An 18,594-nucleotide genomic window follows, 5' to 3' on the forward strand; every position below is an offset into this window, starting at 1 on the left:
CGTCAGAGGCCCGGTATGACAAGCGCGTGAACGGTGCTGCTTAACTGAATAACTGAACCCTTGCTGTTTCAGGCCGGCTGACCGCTAACTGGCTGCACGGCGGCAGCCGCCTGACGGGCGCGTTCACGAGCTTCCGTCGTGGTAGCACCAGTTGCCAGCGCCACTCCCATTCGGCGCCGCACGAAACTCTCCGGCTTGCCAAACAAACGCAGATCCGCCTGCGGCACCGCCAGCGCTTGCGCGATGCCTTCGAACGCGATGCCCACTTCGTCGCGCCCGCCATAAATCACCGCCGACGCCCCCGGTGCGAGCAGTGTGGTATCGACTGGCAAGCCAAGAATCGCCCGCGCATGCAGCTCGAACTCTGAAAAGCGCTGCGAGCAGAGCGTGACCAGCCCGGTATCGTGCGGCCGTGGGCTGACTTCGGAAAACCACACCTCATCGCCGCGCACAAATAGCTCGACGCCGAACAACCCGCGTCCACCTAGCGCGCTCGTGATCTGCTGTGCGATCTCACGCGAGCGGGCGAGCGCCAGTGGCGGCATAGGTTGCGGCTGCCACGATTCGACATAATCGCCCGCCACCTGAAGATGCCCCACCGGTTCACAAAACGCGGTATGCAAGGCACCGCTCACGGGCTCGCGGGCACGCACAGTCAGCAAGGTGATTTCGTAATCAAACGTGACGAAGCCTTCGACAATCACACGCCCGTGATTCACCCGGCCACCCGCGAGCGCATGCTGCCACGCGGGTTCGATATCCGCATCCGACTTCAGCACCGACTGCCCCTTGCCCGACGAGGACATCACCGGCTTCACCACGCAGGGGAACCCCACCTGGGCAATTCCGGCACGCAAGGTATCGAGCGAATCGGCAAACGCATACGGCGAAGTGGGCAAACCGAGGGTTTCGGCGGCCAGGCGGCGAATGCCTTCGCGGTTCATCGTGAGTTGTGTCGCACGGGCTGTGGGAATCACTTCCGCGAGGCCATCGGCTTCGATTTGCGCGAGGGCATCGGTGGCGATGGCTTCGATTTCGGGCACCACCAGATGCGGGCGCTCCTGCTCAACCAGGGCATACAGCGCTGCAGCGTCCGTCATGTCGATCACATGCGCGCGATGGGCAACCTGATGGCCAGGCGCATGTGGATAACGGTCTACCGCAATCACTTCGACCCCAAGCCGCTGCAACGCGATGATGACCTCTTTGCCGAGTTCGCCAGCGCCCAGCAGCATTACGCGAGTCGCGGAAGGAGAAAGAGGGGTGCCAAGCCGCTGGCCGGTTTGCATACGGTCTCCTGGTCGAATCCGGGGGGATGAGAAAGGTAGCAAGGGTAAGCGATTTAAGTGATTTAAGTGGCTTCGGCCGATGTCGATGTCGTGCTGTCGTGCTGTCGTCGGCAACGGCGACAAGAACGTAGCGCCTCAGCCCTGGCCGCTCGCTTCCTTTGCATGGAGTGCGTTACCCTTACGCCTTCGCCAGTTTCAACAGGATTGCTGTCATGTTCGATACGTGTTTTGCGCGTGCAGTTCAAGGTTTGGCTTTGCCAAAACGCCTTCTGACGCGCCTCGTCCATCTGCCTGGCATGCGGCCGCGCCGCTCATTCGCGCTCCTCGCCACTGCCACCTTTCTTTCTGCCTGCACTATGCCCACTCATCCCGATGCCAGCGCAACGGCACCCGATCCATTCAATCAGGCGGCCACCCAGTTGCTCGACAACACTCGCTGGGAGCTGACCCGCTGGCTTGAGGCCGATGGCAGCCTGCGTGAAGTGCCCCATGGCGATAACGGCGAACCCATCACGCTTGAACTCTCGATAGATGACGGCCAGCGCCGCGCCAGCGGTTATTCCGGCTGCAACCGCTATATGGGGATGTACACGCTTAAAGATGGCAAGCTCTCGTTCGGGCCGCTTGCCGGCACCCGGATGGCCTGTCCTGGCAGCGCAGGCGGCAAGCTTGAAGCGCCGTACCTCGACGCGCTGGCGCATATCGCCCGCACCGGCGTGCAAATGCGCGAGCCCCAAGCGCTGCAACTGATTCTCGATAACGGTGCCACGCTCTCGTTCAGCCGCCACGAGCAGTGAGGTTGAGTCACACCGCCCAGATTGCTCGTGCAGTGTGGGCGGCTCAAGGTAACGGGGCATTTCATTGATCCGCTATTGATCCACTATTAATGCGTTATTTATGCGCCATTGAGAGTCAATGAGGGCCATTGATCATTTGAGCTAGCGCACCGCACGGGCTTGCACAGGTCACCCGTTGCCGGCTGATAGCCACACAGTCCCCCTCTCTTCCGAAGCATCCTGCTTCGCCGGTTTAAACCCGACGGTTGGTGTTGTCGTCTTGCCGTCATTCGTTGATGTCTAGCATGCACATGGTTGTTTTTAGCTGGTTCGGCGGGTCTGCCATCTGGTTTCTTCCTCTTTTCTGGCATCTGGTGCGCGCGGTGCTGCCTGGCGGTTCTGGCTTGCGTGGGCCAGGCACGATCCGGCTCTGGCTTGGCTTTGTGTGTGTGTTGCTCGCCAGTTGCGTGCTGGAGGCGTCACTCCTGCCCCAGCCGGGCATCAATGGCTTCGGCGCTGTGCTGGCGCTCGGCCTTGTTCATCTGAGCGGGCCAGTGGTGACACCATTACTGGCCACGGCCTTGCTGGCCGTAAGCCTGCCGTGGCTGGTGGGGTTTCGCTGGATGCCGGTTGCGGCCTGGATTGACGACGCTTTTGGCCTCGGCTTGATGAACAGCCTCACGAAACGCGATGCGGTCGTGCGCAGCCGTCACGCCAGCGACAGCACTCCCTTTCCGGCACCTTCAGCAAGCTCACCACGAACGCCTGGCGCAGCGGGCGCGCCAACTGGGTTTGCGGCGCTGCGCCGTGAACGCCGCACCCGGCCGCTTGGCTGGCGGCCCGATCCAGCAGCGGCACAATCGCGCCGCACGATATCGGCTACGCATCAGGCAACAGGCCAAACTGCATCGCCGCATGCCGCAGAAACACCGTTCAGCTTCAACTCCCCGGGCTCAGCACCGCTTACTGCCGCACCGGGCCAGCCATCTCCAGACCAGCGGCTAGCCGAACTCAAGCAGCGCAGCCTGGCCACGATGGCGGAACACCAGGCGGCAGCGCTTCATCCGCGCACCGAAGGCACACGTCCGCAGCTTCCTGCCGAACCGGTCGCGCCCGCTGGCTGGCTCAACCAGGAAACCGCTGAACCCGTGGCGAACGTGGTAAGTCGTGTGCCTCCTGTTTTAGATCTTCCGGGCACGGCGAACAGCCTCGGTGGTGCAGCAAGCACCGCTCGTAACGCAGCAGGCAACGACAGCGCATCGCCCCGTCTCACCAGCCCGCTAAAGACGCCATCTGCGGCAACCGCTTCTGCTACTCCGCTCAACACCATCGCAACTTCTGTTTCTGCTCCATTAACGCGACCCGGGGCACCATCAGCCAGGCCGCACCCCGTGCCCGTCCAGGCAAGCTCGTTTCAGCCCCAGATGACAACCCCGGCGCTGGCAGCAAAAACGGCTGCCCGCCCGAACCTCGTCCAGACTAGTGCTGTGCCGCCTGCTGTGGCTGCGGCACCTACTGCGTCTGCGGTACCTGTCACACCCGTTGCACCCTCACCCGACGCCGTGCAGGCAAAGCTGCTCAGCATCAAGGAAAGCACTGCGCGCTGGACCACGCTGATGCGGCCGAACTCCGAGCCGGCCCAAGCGTCCAGCCTCGCACCCGTTACATCTGCCGCAGGCACCGTCGAGCCTGAACGCCAGGTGCGGCAAGAACCGTCTGTACGGCCGGAGCCGCCTGCATCATCGGCGGCTACCGTTCAGCCTGAAGTTCTAATCCCAGACAACGCACCGCCCGCCAGCACGGCCGCCGTGGCCTCCTTTTCTGCTGTCGCTTCTGCTGCACCGCTTACGCCCGTTGCCCCTCACCTGAACGCAGAACACAGCACAGTCACGGCCACGCCTGAACCCATGCGTTCATCGGCGGCTACCGTTCAGCCTGAAGTTCTAATCCCGGACAACGCACCGCCCGCCAGCACGGCCGCCGTGGCCTCCTTTTCTGCTGTCGCTTCTGCTGCACCGCTTACGCCCGTTGCCCCTCACCTGAACGCAGAACACAGCACAGTCACGGCCACGCCTGAACCCATGCGTTCATCGGCGGCTACCGTTCAGCCTGATAAGCACGTTGAACACATTGCACCTGACACAAGCCGCTTCATCGCCGTGCCAGCGGCTGCGGCCAGTCACGTTTCATCACCCGTTGTCACGTCAGCCACCACAGCGCCATGGGATACCCCTGCGGTTGAAGCACCCATCACCGCTGCCGTAGCGCAAACACAAACACAAGCACAGCAGCCCGAAAGCGCAGCCACGCCAGATTTGGCCGCTTCATCTGAGCCAGCCACAAGGACCGTTGAAACAGCCAGCCCATCCAACACCCCCCAGCCACACACCAGCACCGCAGCATCCACATCTACATTTACCAGCCCCCCTCCCCCACCGCCACGCGCTGCGCCAGCCGATGCGTTTGAATTCCAGGCACTGGCCGCTTCGCCCGTCGAACTGCCGCCACTGGATTTGCTGGCGCGAGCATCCAGCGACGTGGAACCCGTCTCCGAAGCCAAGCTCGAAGAAACCGGTCAATTGATCCAGCAACGCCTGCAGGAATTCAAAGTGCCAGTTGTCGTGGTGGGCGCATCGGCGGGGCCGGTCATTACCCGCTTCGAAGTCGAACCGGCACTCGGCGTGCGTGGCAGCCAGATCGTCGGCCTGATGAAAGACCTGTCGCGCGGGCTGGGGCTCACCTCGATCCGCGTGGTCGAAACCATTCCAGGTAAAACCTGCATGGGGCTGGAGCTGCCCAACGCGCAACGCCAGACCATTCGCCTGTCGGAAATTCTCGAAGCAGGTGTGTATCAGCATTCGCCCTCCCAGCTCACGATCGCGCTGGGCAAGGACATCACCGGGCATCCCGTGGTCACGGATCTGGCACGTGCGCCGCACATGCTGGTAGCAGGCACGACAGGCTCCGGCAAATCCGTGGCGATCAACGCGATGATCGTCTCGCTGCTGTACAAGGCGACGCCCGAAGAAGTGCGCCTCATCATGATTGATCCGAAGATGCTTGAGCTCTCAGTGTACGAAGGCATCCCGCATCTGCTCGCACCCGTCGTCACCGATATGAAACTCGCCGCCAACGCGCTCAACTGGTGTGTCGGCGAAATGGAAAAACGCTACCGCTTAATGTCGGCGGTTGGCGTACGCAATCTGGCTGGGTTCAATCAGAAGGTGCGCGATGCCGAGGCCGAAGGCCGCAAGCTCGGCAACCCGTTCTCGCTGACACCCGAAGCACCCGAACCCCTCGCCACCCTGCCGCTGATCGTCGTGGTGATCGACGAGCTAGCCGACCTGATGATGGTCGCGGGCAAGAAGATCGAAGAATTAATCGCCCGGCTCGCGCAAAAAGCTCGCGCAGCGGGGATCCATCTGATTCTGGCCACGCAACGGCCCTCGGTCGATGTCATCACCGGCCTCATCAAGGCGAACATCCCGACACGCGTGGCCTTCCAGGTGTCGTCAAAGATTGATTCGCGCACGATTCTCGACCAGATGGGCGCGGAATCGCTGCTCGGGCAAGGTGACATGCTGTTTCTGCCACCCGGCACGGGCTATCCGCAACGGGTGCATGGCGCGTTCGTCGCGGATGAAGAAGTGCATCAGGTGGTCGAATATCTGAAGCAGTTTGGCGAGCCGCAATACGTCGATGGCATCCTCGACGGCCCAGCCTCAGAGGCTCCCCAAGACCTCTTTGGCGACGCCCCGGAAGCCGAAGCCGATCCGCTCTATGACGAAGCCGTGGCGTTTGTCGTGCGCTCCCGGCGGGCGTCGATTTCATCGGTACAGCGGCAATTGCGCATCGGCTATAACCGCGCGGCGCGCCTCGTCGAACAGATGGAAACCGCTGGGCTGGTGTCGTCGATGGGCGTCAATGGCAGCCGTGAAGTGCTCGCTCCGGGTCCGGCTGAGTAAGCTCGCTGGCTGGTGCGGGTTAGTGAGTTAACAAGCAGGCAGGCGCGGCACAACGGCAGACAACGGCAGCGAACTTGTTGCTAACCGAAATGATGGCTAGTTACGTTGCAAGCGGGGTTGGAGGTTCGTGGCCGATGGCTGGTGCCCTGTTTGCAGTGAGCCGCTCGCAACTAACTTCGGCTGCAACAAGCGCGCATCGTTAATCGCCTGACTTATCCGATCCACCTGATCGCCTGAAGATCCCTGCCATCGCGGTCCAGCACGCCGCGAAAACACCGCCTCACCCGCCGCTAGTCACCCATCACCCACGTCACACCCACGGCCATCGCCGTGACGTCGTGACGCCGCGCCGCAGTCACGCGCACGCTTTCCGTCTCGCCTTCCACTGCCGCGCCAACTCCCGCCATCCGCAGCTTAGCCTTACCCCATAAGGCTTTCACCCTCGTCACCCGCAACCGGTGGAATTAGCTTATCGGTCTTTCTTGTTTGTCGGCCGGGAACCATCTCTCTATTCTTGGTCACCTGCCCGATGCAAAACGCATGCGCATTACGCCTGGCGTGACTCATCAGATCGGCTGATCCGTTCATTAGATTTGCTCATGGAGTGTCATCTTGAAGCGCTTTTTCTCTCTCTCGTCAGCCGCCACGCTGCTCGCCATAGGCCTCACCGCTGCACCAGGCGCATTCGCCGCCAGCCCGCAAATCATCAAGATCGGCTTCGCCGCGCCGCTCACAGGCCCATCCGCCGCCGACGGCAAGGAGATGGAAAACGCCACCCGCCTCGCCATTGATGACGCCAACCGCCGCGCACCCAAGCTCAATGGCCAGCCCGTGAAATTCGAAATCGACGCGCAGGACGACCAAAGCGACCCACGCATCGCCACACAAATTGCCCAGCGTTTTGTCGATACCGGCGTCGCGGGCGTGGTCGGCCACTTCAACACCAGTTGCAGCATTGCCGCGTCGAAAACCTACAGCAATGCCAGCCTCGCCGAAATCAGCCCAAGCTCAACCGGCGCGTCATATACCCAACAGGGCTACCCGACCACGTTCCGGGTCGTCGGCCAGGATGCCATCGCGGGCGAAACGCTGGGCCGCTATCTACTGGATTCACTGGGTGCCAAACGGATAGCGATCATTGATGACCGGACCGATTTTGGCCAAGGGCTAGCCGACCGCGTAGAAGCCACACTGCTGAAAAATCACGGCAAGATCGTCGCGCGTGAATACGTCACCAACAAGACCATCGACTTCAGCGCTGTCCTGACGAAAATTCGCGGTACCAACCCGGATGTGATCGTGTTTGGCGGCTTCGACGCCCAGGCCGCGCAACTGGTACGCCGCATGCGCAGCCTCGGCCTCAAGGCCACGCTCGTTGGCGAGGGATTCAACAACAACATCTTCGTTGACCTCGCGCGCGGCGACGGCGAAGGCACCATCACGATTCAGCCAGGGCTGCCCGCCGACAAGCTCCCCGCCAGCGACTTCGCCAGCCGTTACGAAGCACGCTTCAAGACTCGCCTACAAGGCTTCCAGGCCCCCTACGCCTATGACGCTGCAACGGTGCTACTCAATGCCGTGCTCACAGCAGGATCAGCGGAACCCGCCAAAGTGCTGGCAGCGGTGAAAGCATCCAGGCTGAAAGGCGTCACTGGCCCGCTTGCATTCGATGCACACGGTGACCTGGCGAATTCGCCTTACACGGTGTACCGCCTGAAAGGCAGCCACTGGGACGGCATCAAGATTCTTAATGCAGCGCAGTAACACCCGATGGCATTTCATTCAGGAGTTTCCGTGGCAAGCGCACCAGACATCAACCAGCAAGCCGTCGCACGCGTCATCGCCCAGGCCGCGACGCGTGACGACCTGCAACAGATTTATCTGCGCGAACGCTTCGCTGCGGCTGATGTAGAGGCCGCAGCACGCGACCAGCTTGCCGCCAGTGGTGTGCGCTTGCCACTCGACGGCGTGACACTGACCGTCAAGGCATGCTTTGACGTCGCGGGCTGGGTCACCGACGCCGCATCAGCGGTGCTGGCCGATCAACCCGCCGCACTCAGCGACGCCCCCGCAGTCGCGCAACTCCGGCGCAGCGGTGCAATTTTGGTGGGGCACAGCAACATGACCGAATTCGCGTTTGGCGCATTAGGCCTGAATTCAACCACCGGCACACCTCGCACACCACTCGACCCAGAGCAACGACGCATCGCCGGAGGCTCGACCTCCGGTGGCGCGGCCGCCGTGGCGCGAGGGCTCGCCGATCTGGCGCTGGGCTCGGACACCAGCGGCTCAGTGCGGATTCCAGCCGCGTTTTGCGGCGTCGTCGGCTTCAAGCCCACGCGCGGCCGCATTAGCACCGCAGGCCTGATCCCGCTCTCGACGAGCTTCGATGTGCCCGGGCTAGTGACGCGTGATGTCACCACCCTCCAGCGAGCCGCGAGCGTGTTGGGGCTCGGTAGCGCTGATAGCAATAACGGCACCCGCAACCTGGCGGCCGAGGGCTATGAGACATATAGCGAGCCACCCCGGGCACCCGATCTCAGCGGCCTGCGCTTTGCCGTGCCGCGCGACTTTGCCAGGGAACACGTGGAGGAAGAGGTGCTTGAAGCGTTCGACCACGCCATCGCCACACTCAAACGCTACGGTGCCCAGATCATCGACAACACCTTTAGCGACCTACGGGCACCCTCAAGAATCGCGCTGGAAAGCGGCATCATCGTGGCCGATGCCTACACGACACATCGCCACTGGATTCACACGAAACTCGCGCTGTATGACCCACGGGTTGGCCCACGCATCCTGCAAGGCGAACACATCAGCGCGCACCGCTACCTTGCCGGCCAGGCGCAGCTAGTTGAGCTAGCGCAGCGCTTCGATAGCGAGATCACCGCGTTCGACGCCCTGCTCACCCCAACGGTGCCACTCCTGCCACCCCGCATCGAAGAACTGGCAACGCCCGACGCCTACCTTCAGCTCAACGCCCGCAGCTTCAGCCTGACCGAGCTAGCGAACCGGATCGACGCGCCAAGCTTGTCGCTGCCACTCCGCCTGAACCATCAGCCCGTGGCATCCGGCCTTCTGCTCACCGGGCGCAGACACTTCGATACACATTTGCTGGAAATTTCACGAAAAACGGAACACGCGCTCGCATGGACGGGGTAACACCGGGCCACGCGATGCCAATCGTTTCGCTGCGTTTTCGTTTTCGCTTCAAACAAGCTCCCTCTATTACTTAAACAAAGGAACCCTGATGATTGTTCGAACCGTGCAGGAAACCACCGGAACCTCCCGCCACGCCAGCGGCCCCGGCTGGGACAGCAAACGCCTGATCGTCGCCGCCGACAACGTGGGCTACTCCGTCCACGACACCACCGTTGCCGAAGGCGCGGAACAAATTCTGGAATACAAACACCATATCGAAGCCAATTACTGCTTCGCGGGTGAAGGAGAAGTCGTGGATGTGGCGACTGGCAAGACGTACCCGCTACGCCCAGGCTCGATCTATGTGCTCGACAAACATGACCGGCATATTTTGCGGGCGCTGAAAGGAGACTTACGGCTGGTATGCGTATTCAATCCGCCACTGGCGGGCGATGAGACGCATGAGGATGATGGTAGTTATGCGCCAATTGGTGGCGTGGGGGTGGATTAGGGAGAAGGGAGGGCTTCGTGTTGGTGTTGGGTTTGGGTTTGGGCGATCAGGAGCTGGAGGGATTTTTCTGTTCCTGATCGCCATGGCTAGTGGGTGAACTCGCCTGCTTTGGTTGTCTGTGATTGCGTTAGCTGATATTCGATGCGATCAACGGTGGTGCGAAGAACGCTGTTTCGCGCGGTTGTTCGCGGGTGGTAGTGGCAGCCGATGGCGTGGCATACGCGCGCAATAGCCCCTGATACATGGCTTCGGCATCTCTTTCAATTTTGCTGTAGGCCGGTAGAACGGGGGACTTGGGTAAGGCGTCGGCGGCGGCTTCGGCAATCCCCGGCGACTTGCGCGAACTCCACGGCAGCGGTGCAGTGCCGTCGGCATAAAACGATTCTTCGCCTGCGCGCTTCCCGCCTGCCGCGTAGTACTTCTTCCACATGTGGCCAATCGGATCGTGCAGGTGCGCGTTCTCTCCTGCAGCCCAACCCATCAGGCTTCTGATTTGCGGCGTGCGTGCGGATTTCTCGGCGATTGTCTGTTTGTCCCAGATCGTGCCGTCCGCGAAGACGAACTGTTCGATGCCTTTGACGTACTCGTCGTTGTGCTGGACCAGTTGATCGATGATTCTGAGTTCGGTATGCGAGCCGTCAATCTTGATCACGATGTTGCTGGTGTATAGCTCGCGGCTGACGGTGAGGTCCTGCGGACGGATGTCGGCGTCGAAGCGCACCACGTCGATGTAGCGCTTGTCGAAGTCGTAGCCTTCTTCAATCGTGTTATGGCCTGAGCGGCGGCCGTGGAGGTAGGTGTCGTTGCCTGCGCCGCCTGCGAGGGTGTTGGTGCCGGAGCCACCGTCGAGGGTGTCGTCGCCGTTGAAGCCGATTAAGAGGTCGTCACCTGGGGTGCTTTTTAGCGTCATTAACGCGACTTCGTTCTTGCTCCAGGTTGTGCCGTTGGCGAACTTGAATTGTTCGATGGCTTTGATGAACTCCTCGCGGTGTTGATCTAACTGGTCCTTGATACGCAGCACGTTTGTTGCGCCTTTGATCGTTATCAGCAGGTCCTTGCTCTCGCCGTCGCGCTTCACCATCACGTCTTCTGGCAGGACGTCAGTGTCGAACTGAACGACGTCGTTGTAGCGTTTGTCGAAGTCATATTCTTCGCCAATGACGTCGTTGCCCGAGTTACGGCCGAACAGGTAGGTGTCGCTGCCGTTGCCGCCATAGAGACGATCGTTGCCTGCGCCGCCGTCCATTAGATCGTCGCCGTTGAAGCCTATGAGAAGGTCGTCGCCTGAGGTGCCTTGTAGCGTCATCAGCGCGACTTCGTCCTTGCTCCAGGTTGTACCGTTGGCGAACTTGAATTGCTCAATGGCTTTGATGAACTCCTCGCGGTGTTGCTGTAACTGGTCCTTGATGCGCAGCACGTTTGTTGCGCCTTTGATCGTTACCAGCAGGTCGTTGCTCTCGCCGTCGCGCTTCACCATCACGTCTTCTGGCAGGACGTCAGTGTCGAACTGAACGACGTCGTTGTAGCGTTTGTCGAAGTCATATTCTTCGCCAATGACGTCGTTGCCCGAGTTACGGCCGAACAGGTAGGTGTCGCTGCCGTTGCCGCCATAGAGACGGTCGTTGCCTGCGCCTCCGTCCATTAGATCGTCGCCGTTGAAGCCTATGAGAAGGTCGTCACCTGAGGTGCCTTGTAGCGTCATCAGCGCGATTTCGTCCTTGCTCCAGATCGTGCCGTTGGCGAACTTGAATTGCTCGATGGCTTTGTAGAACGTCTGACCAAGCTGCCGTAACTGCTCGCTGATATGCAACACGTTTGCCGAACCCCTGATCGTTACCAGCAGATCGTCAGTGCTGCCATCCCGCTTTACCGTCACGTCCTCGGGCAGAACATCTGCATCGAATTGAACAACGTCTTTGTCCCTGTCGCTGAAATCGTAGTCTTCAAAGATGGTGTCGTTGCCCGAGTTACGGCCGAACAGGTAAGTGTCGCTGCCGTTGCCGCCATAGAGACGGTCATCGCCTGCACCGCCATCCATCAGATCGTTGCCGTTGAAGCCATAAATCACATCATTGCCTGAGGTGCTTTTTAGCGTCATCAGCGCGACTTCATCCTTGCTCCAGATCGTGCCATTAGCGAACTTGAATTGCTCAATGGCTTTGATGAATTTCTCGCCAGACTGGTACAGCTGATCCTTGATACGCAGCACATTCGTCGCACCCCTGATCGTTACCAGCAGATCGTTACTGTAACCATCCCGCTTCACCATCACGTCTTCAGGAAGCACATCCGCATCGAAGTTCAGTACATCGACGTCGTCTTCATAGAGGTCATGTTCATCATTGATCGTGTCGTTGCCCGAGTTGCGGCCAAAGAAATACTGATCGCTGCCCGTTCCGCCGTTCAGCTTTTCATCGCCGCTAGTGCCCAGCAACAAGTCATCACCCGCGCCACCCGTCAATCGGGTGCTGCCTGCGATGCCCAGCAGAAGATCCGCGCCAGCCCCACCCTCGACGTCGCCCGCGCCGTAATGCACACCCACCGCCGCCAACGCGGCACGCAGCGCCGCCGAATCATGCGCGGCGACGTAGCGCTGTAAATGCGCTTCCAGCGCGAAACCGTTCGCCCGCCAGCCCTCACCGTGCTGCCGGATCAATTCGGTCATCAGCAGCGCCGTTTCTATCGTGCCGACGCGCCCGGATGCTGTCTGCAACAACGCCACCATCCCGCTGAAATCCATGCTGACCCGGCCGTTTGCGTCAAACCGGTAACGGATCGCATCCAGATACGGCTTCCACGTCGTCTGCGATGCCACTGCCACGTACACCGAGTGCACCAGCGTTTCCCATGCCCGCTGGATCAGCCGGAAACGCTGGGGGCTCAGTATCACGACGCCGTCACCGCGCGCGTCCAGCATCGTGCCCGCCATCTTTTCCAGCACCGTCAGACGGCCTGCCCATTCTCGCGTAGCGTTTTCACCCACCAGCCGGCGCTGGCCAGCAGCTTCCATCGCTTGCGTGGTCGTCATGCTTGACGTCGCCACCCATGCCTTCAATAGCGACTCGATCAGCGCATGCTGTTCAGTCGTGGTTTTTACTGCGGCCACCTGCCGGAGCAGCGTGCGCAGTGCCGCGCCCTCAGCCGTCTCCATACTCGCCGCCTGCCACAGGTCGCGCACATTGCCCGCCCCGTTAATGTCTGGTAACGCAGTCACGTCGTCGCGTAACGCAATCGTCGTGTCGAATTTTTGGTGCAGCGTGTCCTGGCCAAACCATACTTCGAGCATTTCTCGTTCGGTATGTTTGCCATCCACGATCTGTATGAAGCTGCCTTTGCCGCGCACCATGTTGCCGTTTTCCAGCGTGCGGATGGTGCCGTCCTTGCTTAAGCGGATTTCGATGATGCCTGACTGGTCTAGTGTCAGCAGTTCGCCCTGCTGGGTCATGCCGTCGCTGTTGCCGTCGTGCCAGATTTTTAGTGAAGACCAGATCGCATCGTGGCGGTCGATCACGCCGTCTTTATTGCTGTCGTATTCGCGTAGCGCGTCGAAACCGTTGGCGGCGAGCATGCCGTTGGCGAGTTTGGTGAAGTTGCTGAAGAGTTCCGCGCCGGTGTCGATGGCGCCGTTGTTGTTGCGGTCAAGGACGAGAAAACCGTCGCCGGTGGTGATCCAGCCGGTGTGGGTGCGGCTGCCTTCGCCTGAGAAATCGAAATGGGCGCTGGACTGGTCCACGCCGGTGGTGTGGATGCCGTCGCCGTTTAGATCAAGGATTAGCGGGTCGATCATGTCGCGCGACTGGGAGAATGAGCTGAAGAAGGCGCTGATGTCTTTGTAGAGCTTCGTTTGGGCAAATGCGCTCCAGAGGGCTTCGGATAGTTCGGAGCCGTATTTGCCGCCGAAAATAGCGCCTCCAGCACCTGCCAGACCGATCAGGATTGCTAGCGGAGCGCCACCGACCGTCATTCCAGCAACCGCACCAATAAAAGTGGCAGACGCGACCATAACGTTTGCAGCAAGCGACGCCCCTTGAATCGAGCCAGCCATCCCGCCAAATGTGCCGACCACTTTGCTCCAGTCACCCGTATGTCTGGCCTGGTCTATCGCAATCCCTAACGTCATGACATCAACCAACTGGCTCGCTCGACCTAATGCCGCACGGGCCGCAGCTGCACGTGTCAGCGAAATCACCGATTCAGCATACTTCGCATACGCTCCGCTACCTCCACTATTCAGTCTCGCCATTCCTCCACGCATTGATTCCGCTGTATACCGGAGTATTGTCCGGACCTTCTCCGATTTGGCCTGATTCGCTATTACAACAATCCTCTGCTGGTATTTCTCCATGGCAGATGCCATTTTTTGCCCAAGAGCGTCATATTCCATTTTTGCGACTATCTCCCCCCGGGTCACCCGCGATAGAACTTCATCCGCCCCACCACTAACAGAGTCCCATATCGTACCCACGGTATCATTCCGCAGAAACTCAATAGCAGCCCTAATATCACTGTCAGAAACTAAAACTGGAGTGCGATTATTCGTATCCCCCGTCAAAAACGCCTCATCTGTTATCGCTGCCATATGTATCTCCTTACATGATATTCAACTGCAAAAAAGAACGAAGCGGACATTATTAAATTAAGATAGAATGTACCGCCCGCTATCGCCGCCAGATAAATCCTCGATTCCGTCATTAATCTAAACAGCCAATAAATTGGTTTATTTTCACCATCCCTCCCAAAAATAAACCCCGCGAATATAATTGTTAAAATAATTCCCGACCATCTCGCCTTCGGAATAAACCGGCGAACCCGCGCTTTCATCTCCAAATTAACCATGGCAGTCAGATAAATAACCCACCCACTCGCCCACCCCAACCAAAATGCACCACCATAGCTAACAAGCAGTGCAAATGGAAACGATGTTCGTCTTGAATATTCCTCAATTCGAGGAAACATCAATCCCATTTCCGATAGCCAACTCGCCACACTGTTATCTGGAATTGCATCAGGAAAAAGCATTGCCGCCACAACAATTAAAAACACTAAAAACCAACTCATTCTCAAAAGCATCACCCTACAAAACTCGAGGGGCTTCTCCCTTATTTTCATTAGCTCACTGAATTTCACAAAACACCTCACCAGAACATGAAAACACCACCCCCAACAAGATGATTTTTCAATCACCAAAGATCAGGCTATCCGAAAAATAATCCTATCACTCGACAGCACATTTATTTGATGCGCGCAAAAGCCCTCACGCGCAGCGAGACTAATCATTACAAAATTTATTCAATATGATTCCACATTATTACACAGAAGATTTATTTTTCAATAGCCCACTTGAAATTTGACACATTTTCACATTGTCCATTTTTTATAATATTTTCCAGCCTCACCAACCCCATGATTTAATTCATTAAACACATCTCAATATTGGCAAACATATGAGTTCCCGTATAAATATAATTAGAATCTTTATATGCCATACGATGCACCAAATACTCATTTGGCATAGAACCAAGAATAACTCTTCGCCTCCAGCCCCAAAAAAATCGTGGCATCGCCTAATCTCTTACCGCTCACATCCAGACACAGTTACCAATTGATTAATAGCGTCGACTTTTTCCAGGCCGTGCCGTTGGCGAACTTGAACTGCTCGACAGCTTTGTAGAACGTGTCAAACCGGTAGCGGATCGTGTCCAGATACGGCTTCCACGTCGTCTGCGATGCGACTGCCACGTACACCGAGTGCATCAGCGTCTCCCATGCCCGCTGGATCTGCCGGAAACGCTCGATGCTCAGTACCACGCCACCACCATGGCGCGCGTCCAGCATCGTGCCCGCCATCTTTTCCAGCACCGTCAGACGGCCTGCCCATTCTCGCGTAGCGTTTTCACCCACCAGCCGGCGCTGGCCAGCAGCTTCCATCGCTTGCGTGGTCGTCATGCTTGACGTCGCCACCCATGCCTTCAATAGCGACTCGATCAGCGCATGCTGTTCAGTCGTGGTTTTTACTGCGGCCACCTGCCGGAGCAGCGTGCGCAGTGCCGCGCCCTCAGCCGTCTCCATACTCGCCGCCTGCCACAGGTCGCGCACATTGCCCGCCCCGTTGATGTCTGGTAACGCAGTCACGTCGCCGCGTAACGCAATCGTCGTGTCGAACTTTTGATGCAGCGTGTCCTGGCCAAACCATACTTCGAGCATTTCTCGTTCGGTATGTTTGCCATCCACGATCTGTATGAAGCTGCCTTTGCCGCGCACCATGTTGCCGTTTAAATTAAATCAAAGATCAGGGCTTCGTTTTGGCGAATGCGCTCCGGCAACTCGCCCACTGAACGCGTGCTGTTGCAGGTAGAAAAAACGTGCTGCTCGCTAAATATCATCCAGCGTTTCCACGCACGTCATTTGTTACCACTTAAATATTTCCCCGCTTGAAATCGCTCTTTGAATTGCCGGACAAATTTCACCAAATGATGCTAAACCACACGATAAATATTAATTACCCCCGTTCACATCGTTAATAACTTCGACAGGTGCGAGATACGGGATACAAGCGCAAAAAATACAACACAGCTCCACCGCAAAAATCTTCCAAACAGCGCTCCCCACCGATCCATGAAAATGGTGGCCCTTACATACCAATCAATTTCTACAAACCCTTAAAACCAGCCGCAATAGCCTGGGGTTTGCAGGTAACGCCGCGGTTCGCGGGCGTAATCAATGCCTCAACATCTAGCATGTCGCCGCGTTTTTCGCGTAAACAAATAAATGCCAAAATCCCCCATAACCAAAAATATTTAATGCAACTCCTTAGCAACTCTTCCAGCATAAAATTACTCAATAACAACAACACTGACCACAACCAGCGCAACGACAAATAAACCACCTAATGCCGACACAAAAATCGACTTTACTTTTTTCGCATCTATTTTTTCCAAAAGAAAATATCTTGATCAAACAAAAACCAACTCCTCAACCAATTACGCCAAAAAAACCAGACAAAAATCCACTTTCCCCCAAGAAGTAAGCCAGTACCTCCCCTGCATTTAAATCATCGACGAAACATCCAGAGCCCTCAGCACAGGCCGCGTACATGCCCCACCCCAAACACACCGGCGGCAACATCCCCCGCCAGTGCTTCAAGCTCAATCCACTCACCAGCCCTTAACCCGGCGCAACCAGCTTGAAATCAACCGGCGAGCCAATCTCGATCCGTTTTGGTTCAGGCTCCAGCAAGCCGCTTTGCTGATTCCGCCTAAACACATAAGCGTTATCGCTGCCTTGATTGCCAACGATCAGCCACTGCCCGCTCGGGTCGATCACAAATTCGCGCGGCGAAATTCCAAGGCTCGACTGACGGCCCACCAAGCGCAATTGGCCATTGGTGGCATCAACCGCGAAGATCACGATTTCGTTCGCATCGCCTCGATTGCTGACATAAAGAAAGCGTCCATCCGGTGCCAGATGAAGCGCCGACGCACCCACCTGGCCTTTAAAACCAGGCGCTGTCAGCGGCAGCGTTTGCAGTTGCGTTAGCTTGCCGTCGCTATAGCGGAAGGTGCTCACCGTCGCGGCCAGTTCGTTTGTCAGATAACCGTACTGCCCGTCTGCACTGAACACCAGATGACGTGGACCAGAACCTTTCGGCAACACGGTGTATCGCGTCCCGGTTGGGCCAAACAGGCCTCGGCTGCCATCCGGTGTGTAACGGTAGGAATAGATTTTGTCCGCGCCCAAATCTTGCACAAACAGATACTGGCCGTCTGGCGAAAACACGGTCGAATGCACGTGCGCGTTATCCTGGCGGCCACGCACCGGGCCGCCTCCTTCGTGATGCACCGTCAACACAGCCGCGCCAAGCTGGCCATCCGCCTGCAATGGAAACACGCTAAAACTGCCACCTGGATCGGCTGCCACGGAGTAATTCGCGCTCAACAGATATTTGCCATCGGGTGACAGGCTGAGGTAACACGGGTCGTTGCCTTCGGCTGAAACCCGGTTCAGAAACGTTAGTTCCCCGCTAGCGGCATCGAAGCGAAACGCGCTAACCCCTCCTCGCTGACTAGCTGGGCCGTTGTCGCCAGGCAGCTCGTTGACTGCATACACATAACGCTTGTCATGGCTCACCACTAGAAACGATGGATTAACCGTTTGCGCAACCGACATGCGCGTCGCGTCCCCCGTATTCGTGTCGAAACGATAAACATAGAGCCCTTCGCTCTTGCCGCCGGTGTAAGTCCCGACCAGCATGTCGTAGACGCCCGCCGTCGCCGCAGCTGGGGTGGCCGCGGTTGACGAGGCATTTTGCTGCGCCTGAACCGACAACGCGGCCAGCGACACCATCAACACCAAACCTTTGGTTAGCGGACGCGTGAAGCGCCGGGAAATAGCAGCAGACTGAACAGCAAATGCACGCGCGAAACTAGCGCTAGCTTGGTCACGACAAGGCATAGAGGTCTCCGGTGTACGGCTTGGGGGAAGAGGATGGGCACCAGATGGCGCAGCGGCGATGCAACTGGCATAAGCGGTTGCTGTCGAGCCTGCATCCAGGCTGCGGCCAGTATAAGAGCCTTGCCTGGCAGCTTGACGATCAGCATTGCGCGGCCCTGCCCTAGCTCCGCACTCAAACCCTATGCGGGCAATCTGCTAGCGCAGCCTGGGCGACAGGGCTTATCCTTGTCGCCGTTCATACTTTTTAATGGAGTCTCTATGACCGCTACCTTTGGCCTCGCCCCCCTGGTTTCCCTGATCGCAGGCGTTCTGATCCTCGTCATGCCGCGTCTGCTCAATTACATCGTGGCGCTGTATCTCATCATCATTGGCGTCATTGGCATCTTCGGTATGGGTACCACGCACTTCTAAGCATCATGCCGGGCAAGTTGTGGGCCGCCGTCGCTGCATCAGCCCCCACC

The 18,594-nt window shown here is 58.3% G+C and carries 11 protein-coding genes; 6 read left to right on the plus strand and 5 right to left on the minus strand.

What is annotated here, in order from left to right:
- Nucleotides 1-68: 68 nt before the first annotated feature.
- Nucleotides 69-1,289, minus strand: coding sequence for a formate-dependent phosphoribosylglycinamide formyltransferase (gene purT, locus GH656_RS16755; RefSeq protein ID WP_153077164.1), 1,221 nt, complete (start codon nucleotides 1,287-1,289; stop codon nucleotides 69-71).
- A 296-nt stretch (nucleotides 1,290-1,585) separates the two neighbouring features.
- Here purT and GH656_RS16760 point away from each other — a divergent pair, with 296 nt between their 5' ends.
- From GH656_RS16760 to GH656_RS16780, 5 genes are all read left to right on the plus strand, one after another.
- Nucleotides 1,586-2,086, plus strand: a complete 501-nt coding sequence (locus GH656_RS16760; protein ID WP_153077385.1) for an META domain-containing protein — start codon at nucleotides 1,586-1,588, stop codon at nucleotides 2,084-2,086.
- 284 nt (nucleotides 2,087-2,370) lie between these two features.
- Nucleotides 2,371-6,030 (plus strand): FtsK/SpoIIIE family DNA translocase, encoded by a 3,660-nt coding sequence (locus tag GH656_RS16765; protein ID WP_153077386.1) that lies wholly within the window; start codon nucleotides 2,371-2,373, stop codon nucleotides 6,028-6,030.
- Nucleotides 6,031-6,642: 612 nt separating this feature from the next.
- Entirely contained in the window at nucleotides 6,643-7,794 is a 1,152-nt protein-coding gene (locus GH656_RS16770; protein ID WP_174769812.1) for a branched-chain amino acid ABC transporter substrate-binding protein, read from the plus strand.
- A 30-nt stretch (nucleotides 7,795-7,824) separates the two neighbouring features.
- Nucleotides 7,825-9,192: an amidase gene (locus GH656_RS16775; protein WP_174769813.1), complete on the plus strand. Its 1,368-nt coding sequence runs from the start codon at nucleotides 7,825-7,827 to the stop codon at nucleotides 9,190-9,192.
- 88 nt (nucleotides 9,193-9,280) lie between these two features.
- On the plus strand, nucleotides 9,281-9,682 hold the full coding sequence (locus GH656_RS16780; RefSeq protein ID WP_153077167.1) for an ectoine synthase: 402 nt from the start codon (nucleotides 9,281-9,283) through the stop codon (nucleotides 9,680-9,682).
- Between the two features lie 127 nt (nucleotides 9,683-9,809).
- Here GH656_RS16780 and GH656_RS16785 read toward each other — a convergent pair whose 3' ends face one another.
- The 4 genes from GH656_RS16785 to GH656_RS16800 all read right to left on the minus strand — a co-directional run bounded on the left by GH656_RS16785 (nucleotide 9,810) and on the right by GH656_RS16800 (nucleotide 18,133).
- Nucleotides 9,810-13,925 carry a calcium-binding protein gene (locus GH656_RS16785; protein WP_174769814.1) on the minus strand — a complete coding sequence of 1,372 codons (4,116 nt, stop codon included), beginning with the start codon at nucleotides 13,923-13,925 and terminating at the stop codon, nucleotides 9,810-9,812.
- Between the two features lie 323 nt (nucleotides 13,926-14,248).
- The gene (locus GH656_RS16790) at nucleotides 14,249-14,809 is read right to left on the minus strand and encodes a hypothetical protein (RefSeq protein WP_153077169.1); all 561 of its coding nucleotides are present in this window, start codon (nucleotides 14,807-14,809) and stop codon (nucleotides 14,249-14,251) included.
- Nucleotides 14,810-15,277: 468 nt separating this feature from the next.
- A complete protein-coding gene (locus GH656_RS16795) occupies nucleotides 15,278-15,946 on the minus strand; it encodes a hypothetical protein (protein ID WP_153077170.1) in 669 nt (222 codons plus the stop codon).
- A gap of 900 nt (nucleotides 15,947-16,846) precedes the next feature.
- On the minus strand, nucleotides 16,847-18,133 hold the full coding sequence (locus GH656_RS16800) for a lactonase family protein (RefSeq protein WP_174769815.1): 1,287 nt from the start codon (nucleotides 18,131-18,133) through the stop codon (nucleotides 16,847-16,849).
- Nucleotides 18,134-18,391: 258 nt separating this feature from the next.
- On the opposite strand from GH656_RS16800, the gene GH656_RS16805 reads away from it, so the two are divergent.
- The gene (locus tag GH656_RS16805; RefSeq protein WP_153077171.1) at nucleotides 18,392-18,544 is read left to right on the plus strand and encodes a DUF3096 domain-containing protein; all 153 of its coding nucleotides are present in this window, start codon (nucleotides 18,392-18,394) and stop codon (nucleotides 18,542-18,544) included.
- The last annotated feature ends 50 nt before the right edge of the window (nucleotides 18,545-18,594 follow it).

Source organism: Paraburkholderia bonniea, assembly GCF_009455625.1.
Classification (GTDB): Bacteria; Pseudomonadota; Gammaproteobacteria; order Burkholderiales; family Burkholderiaceae; genus Paraburkholderia; species Paraburkholderia bonniea.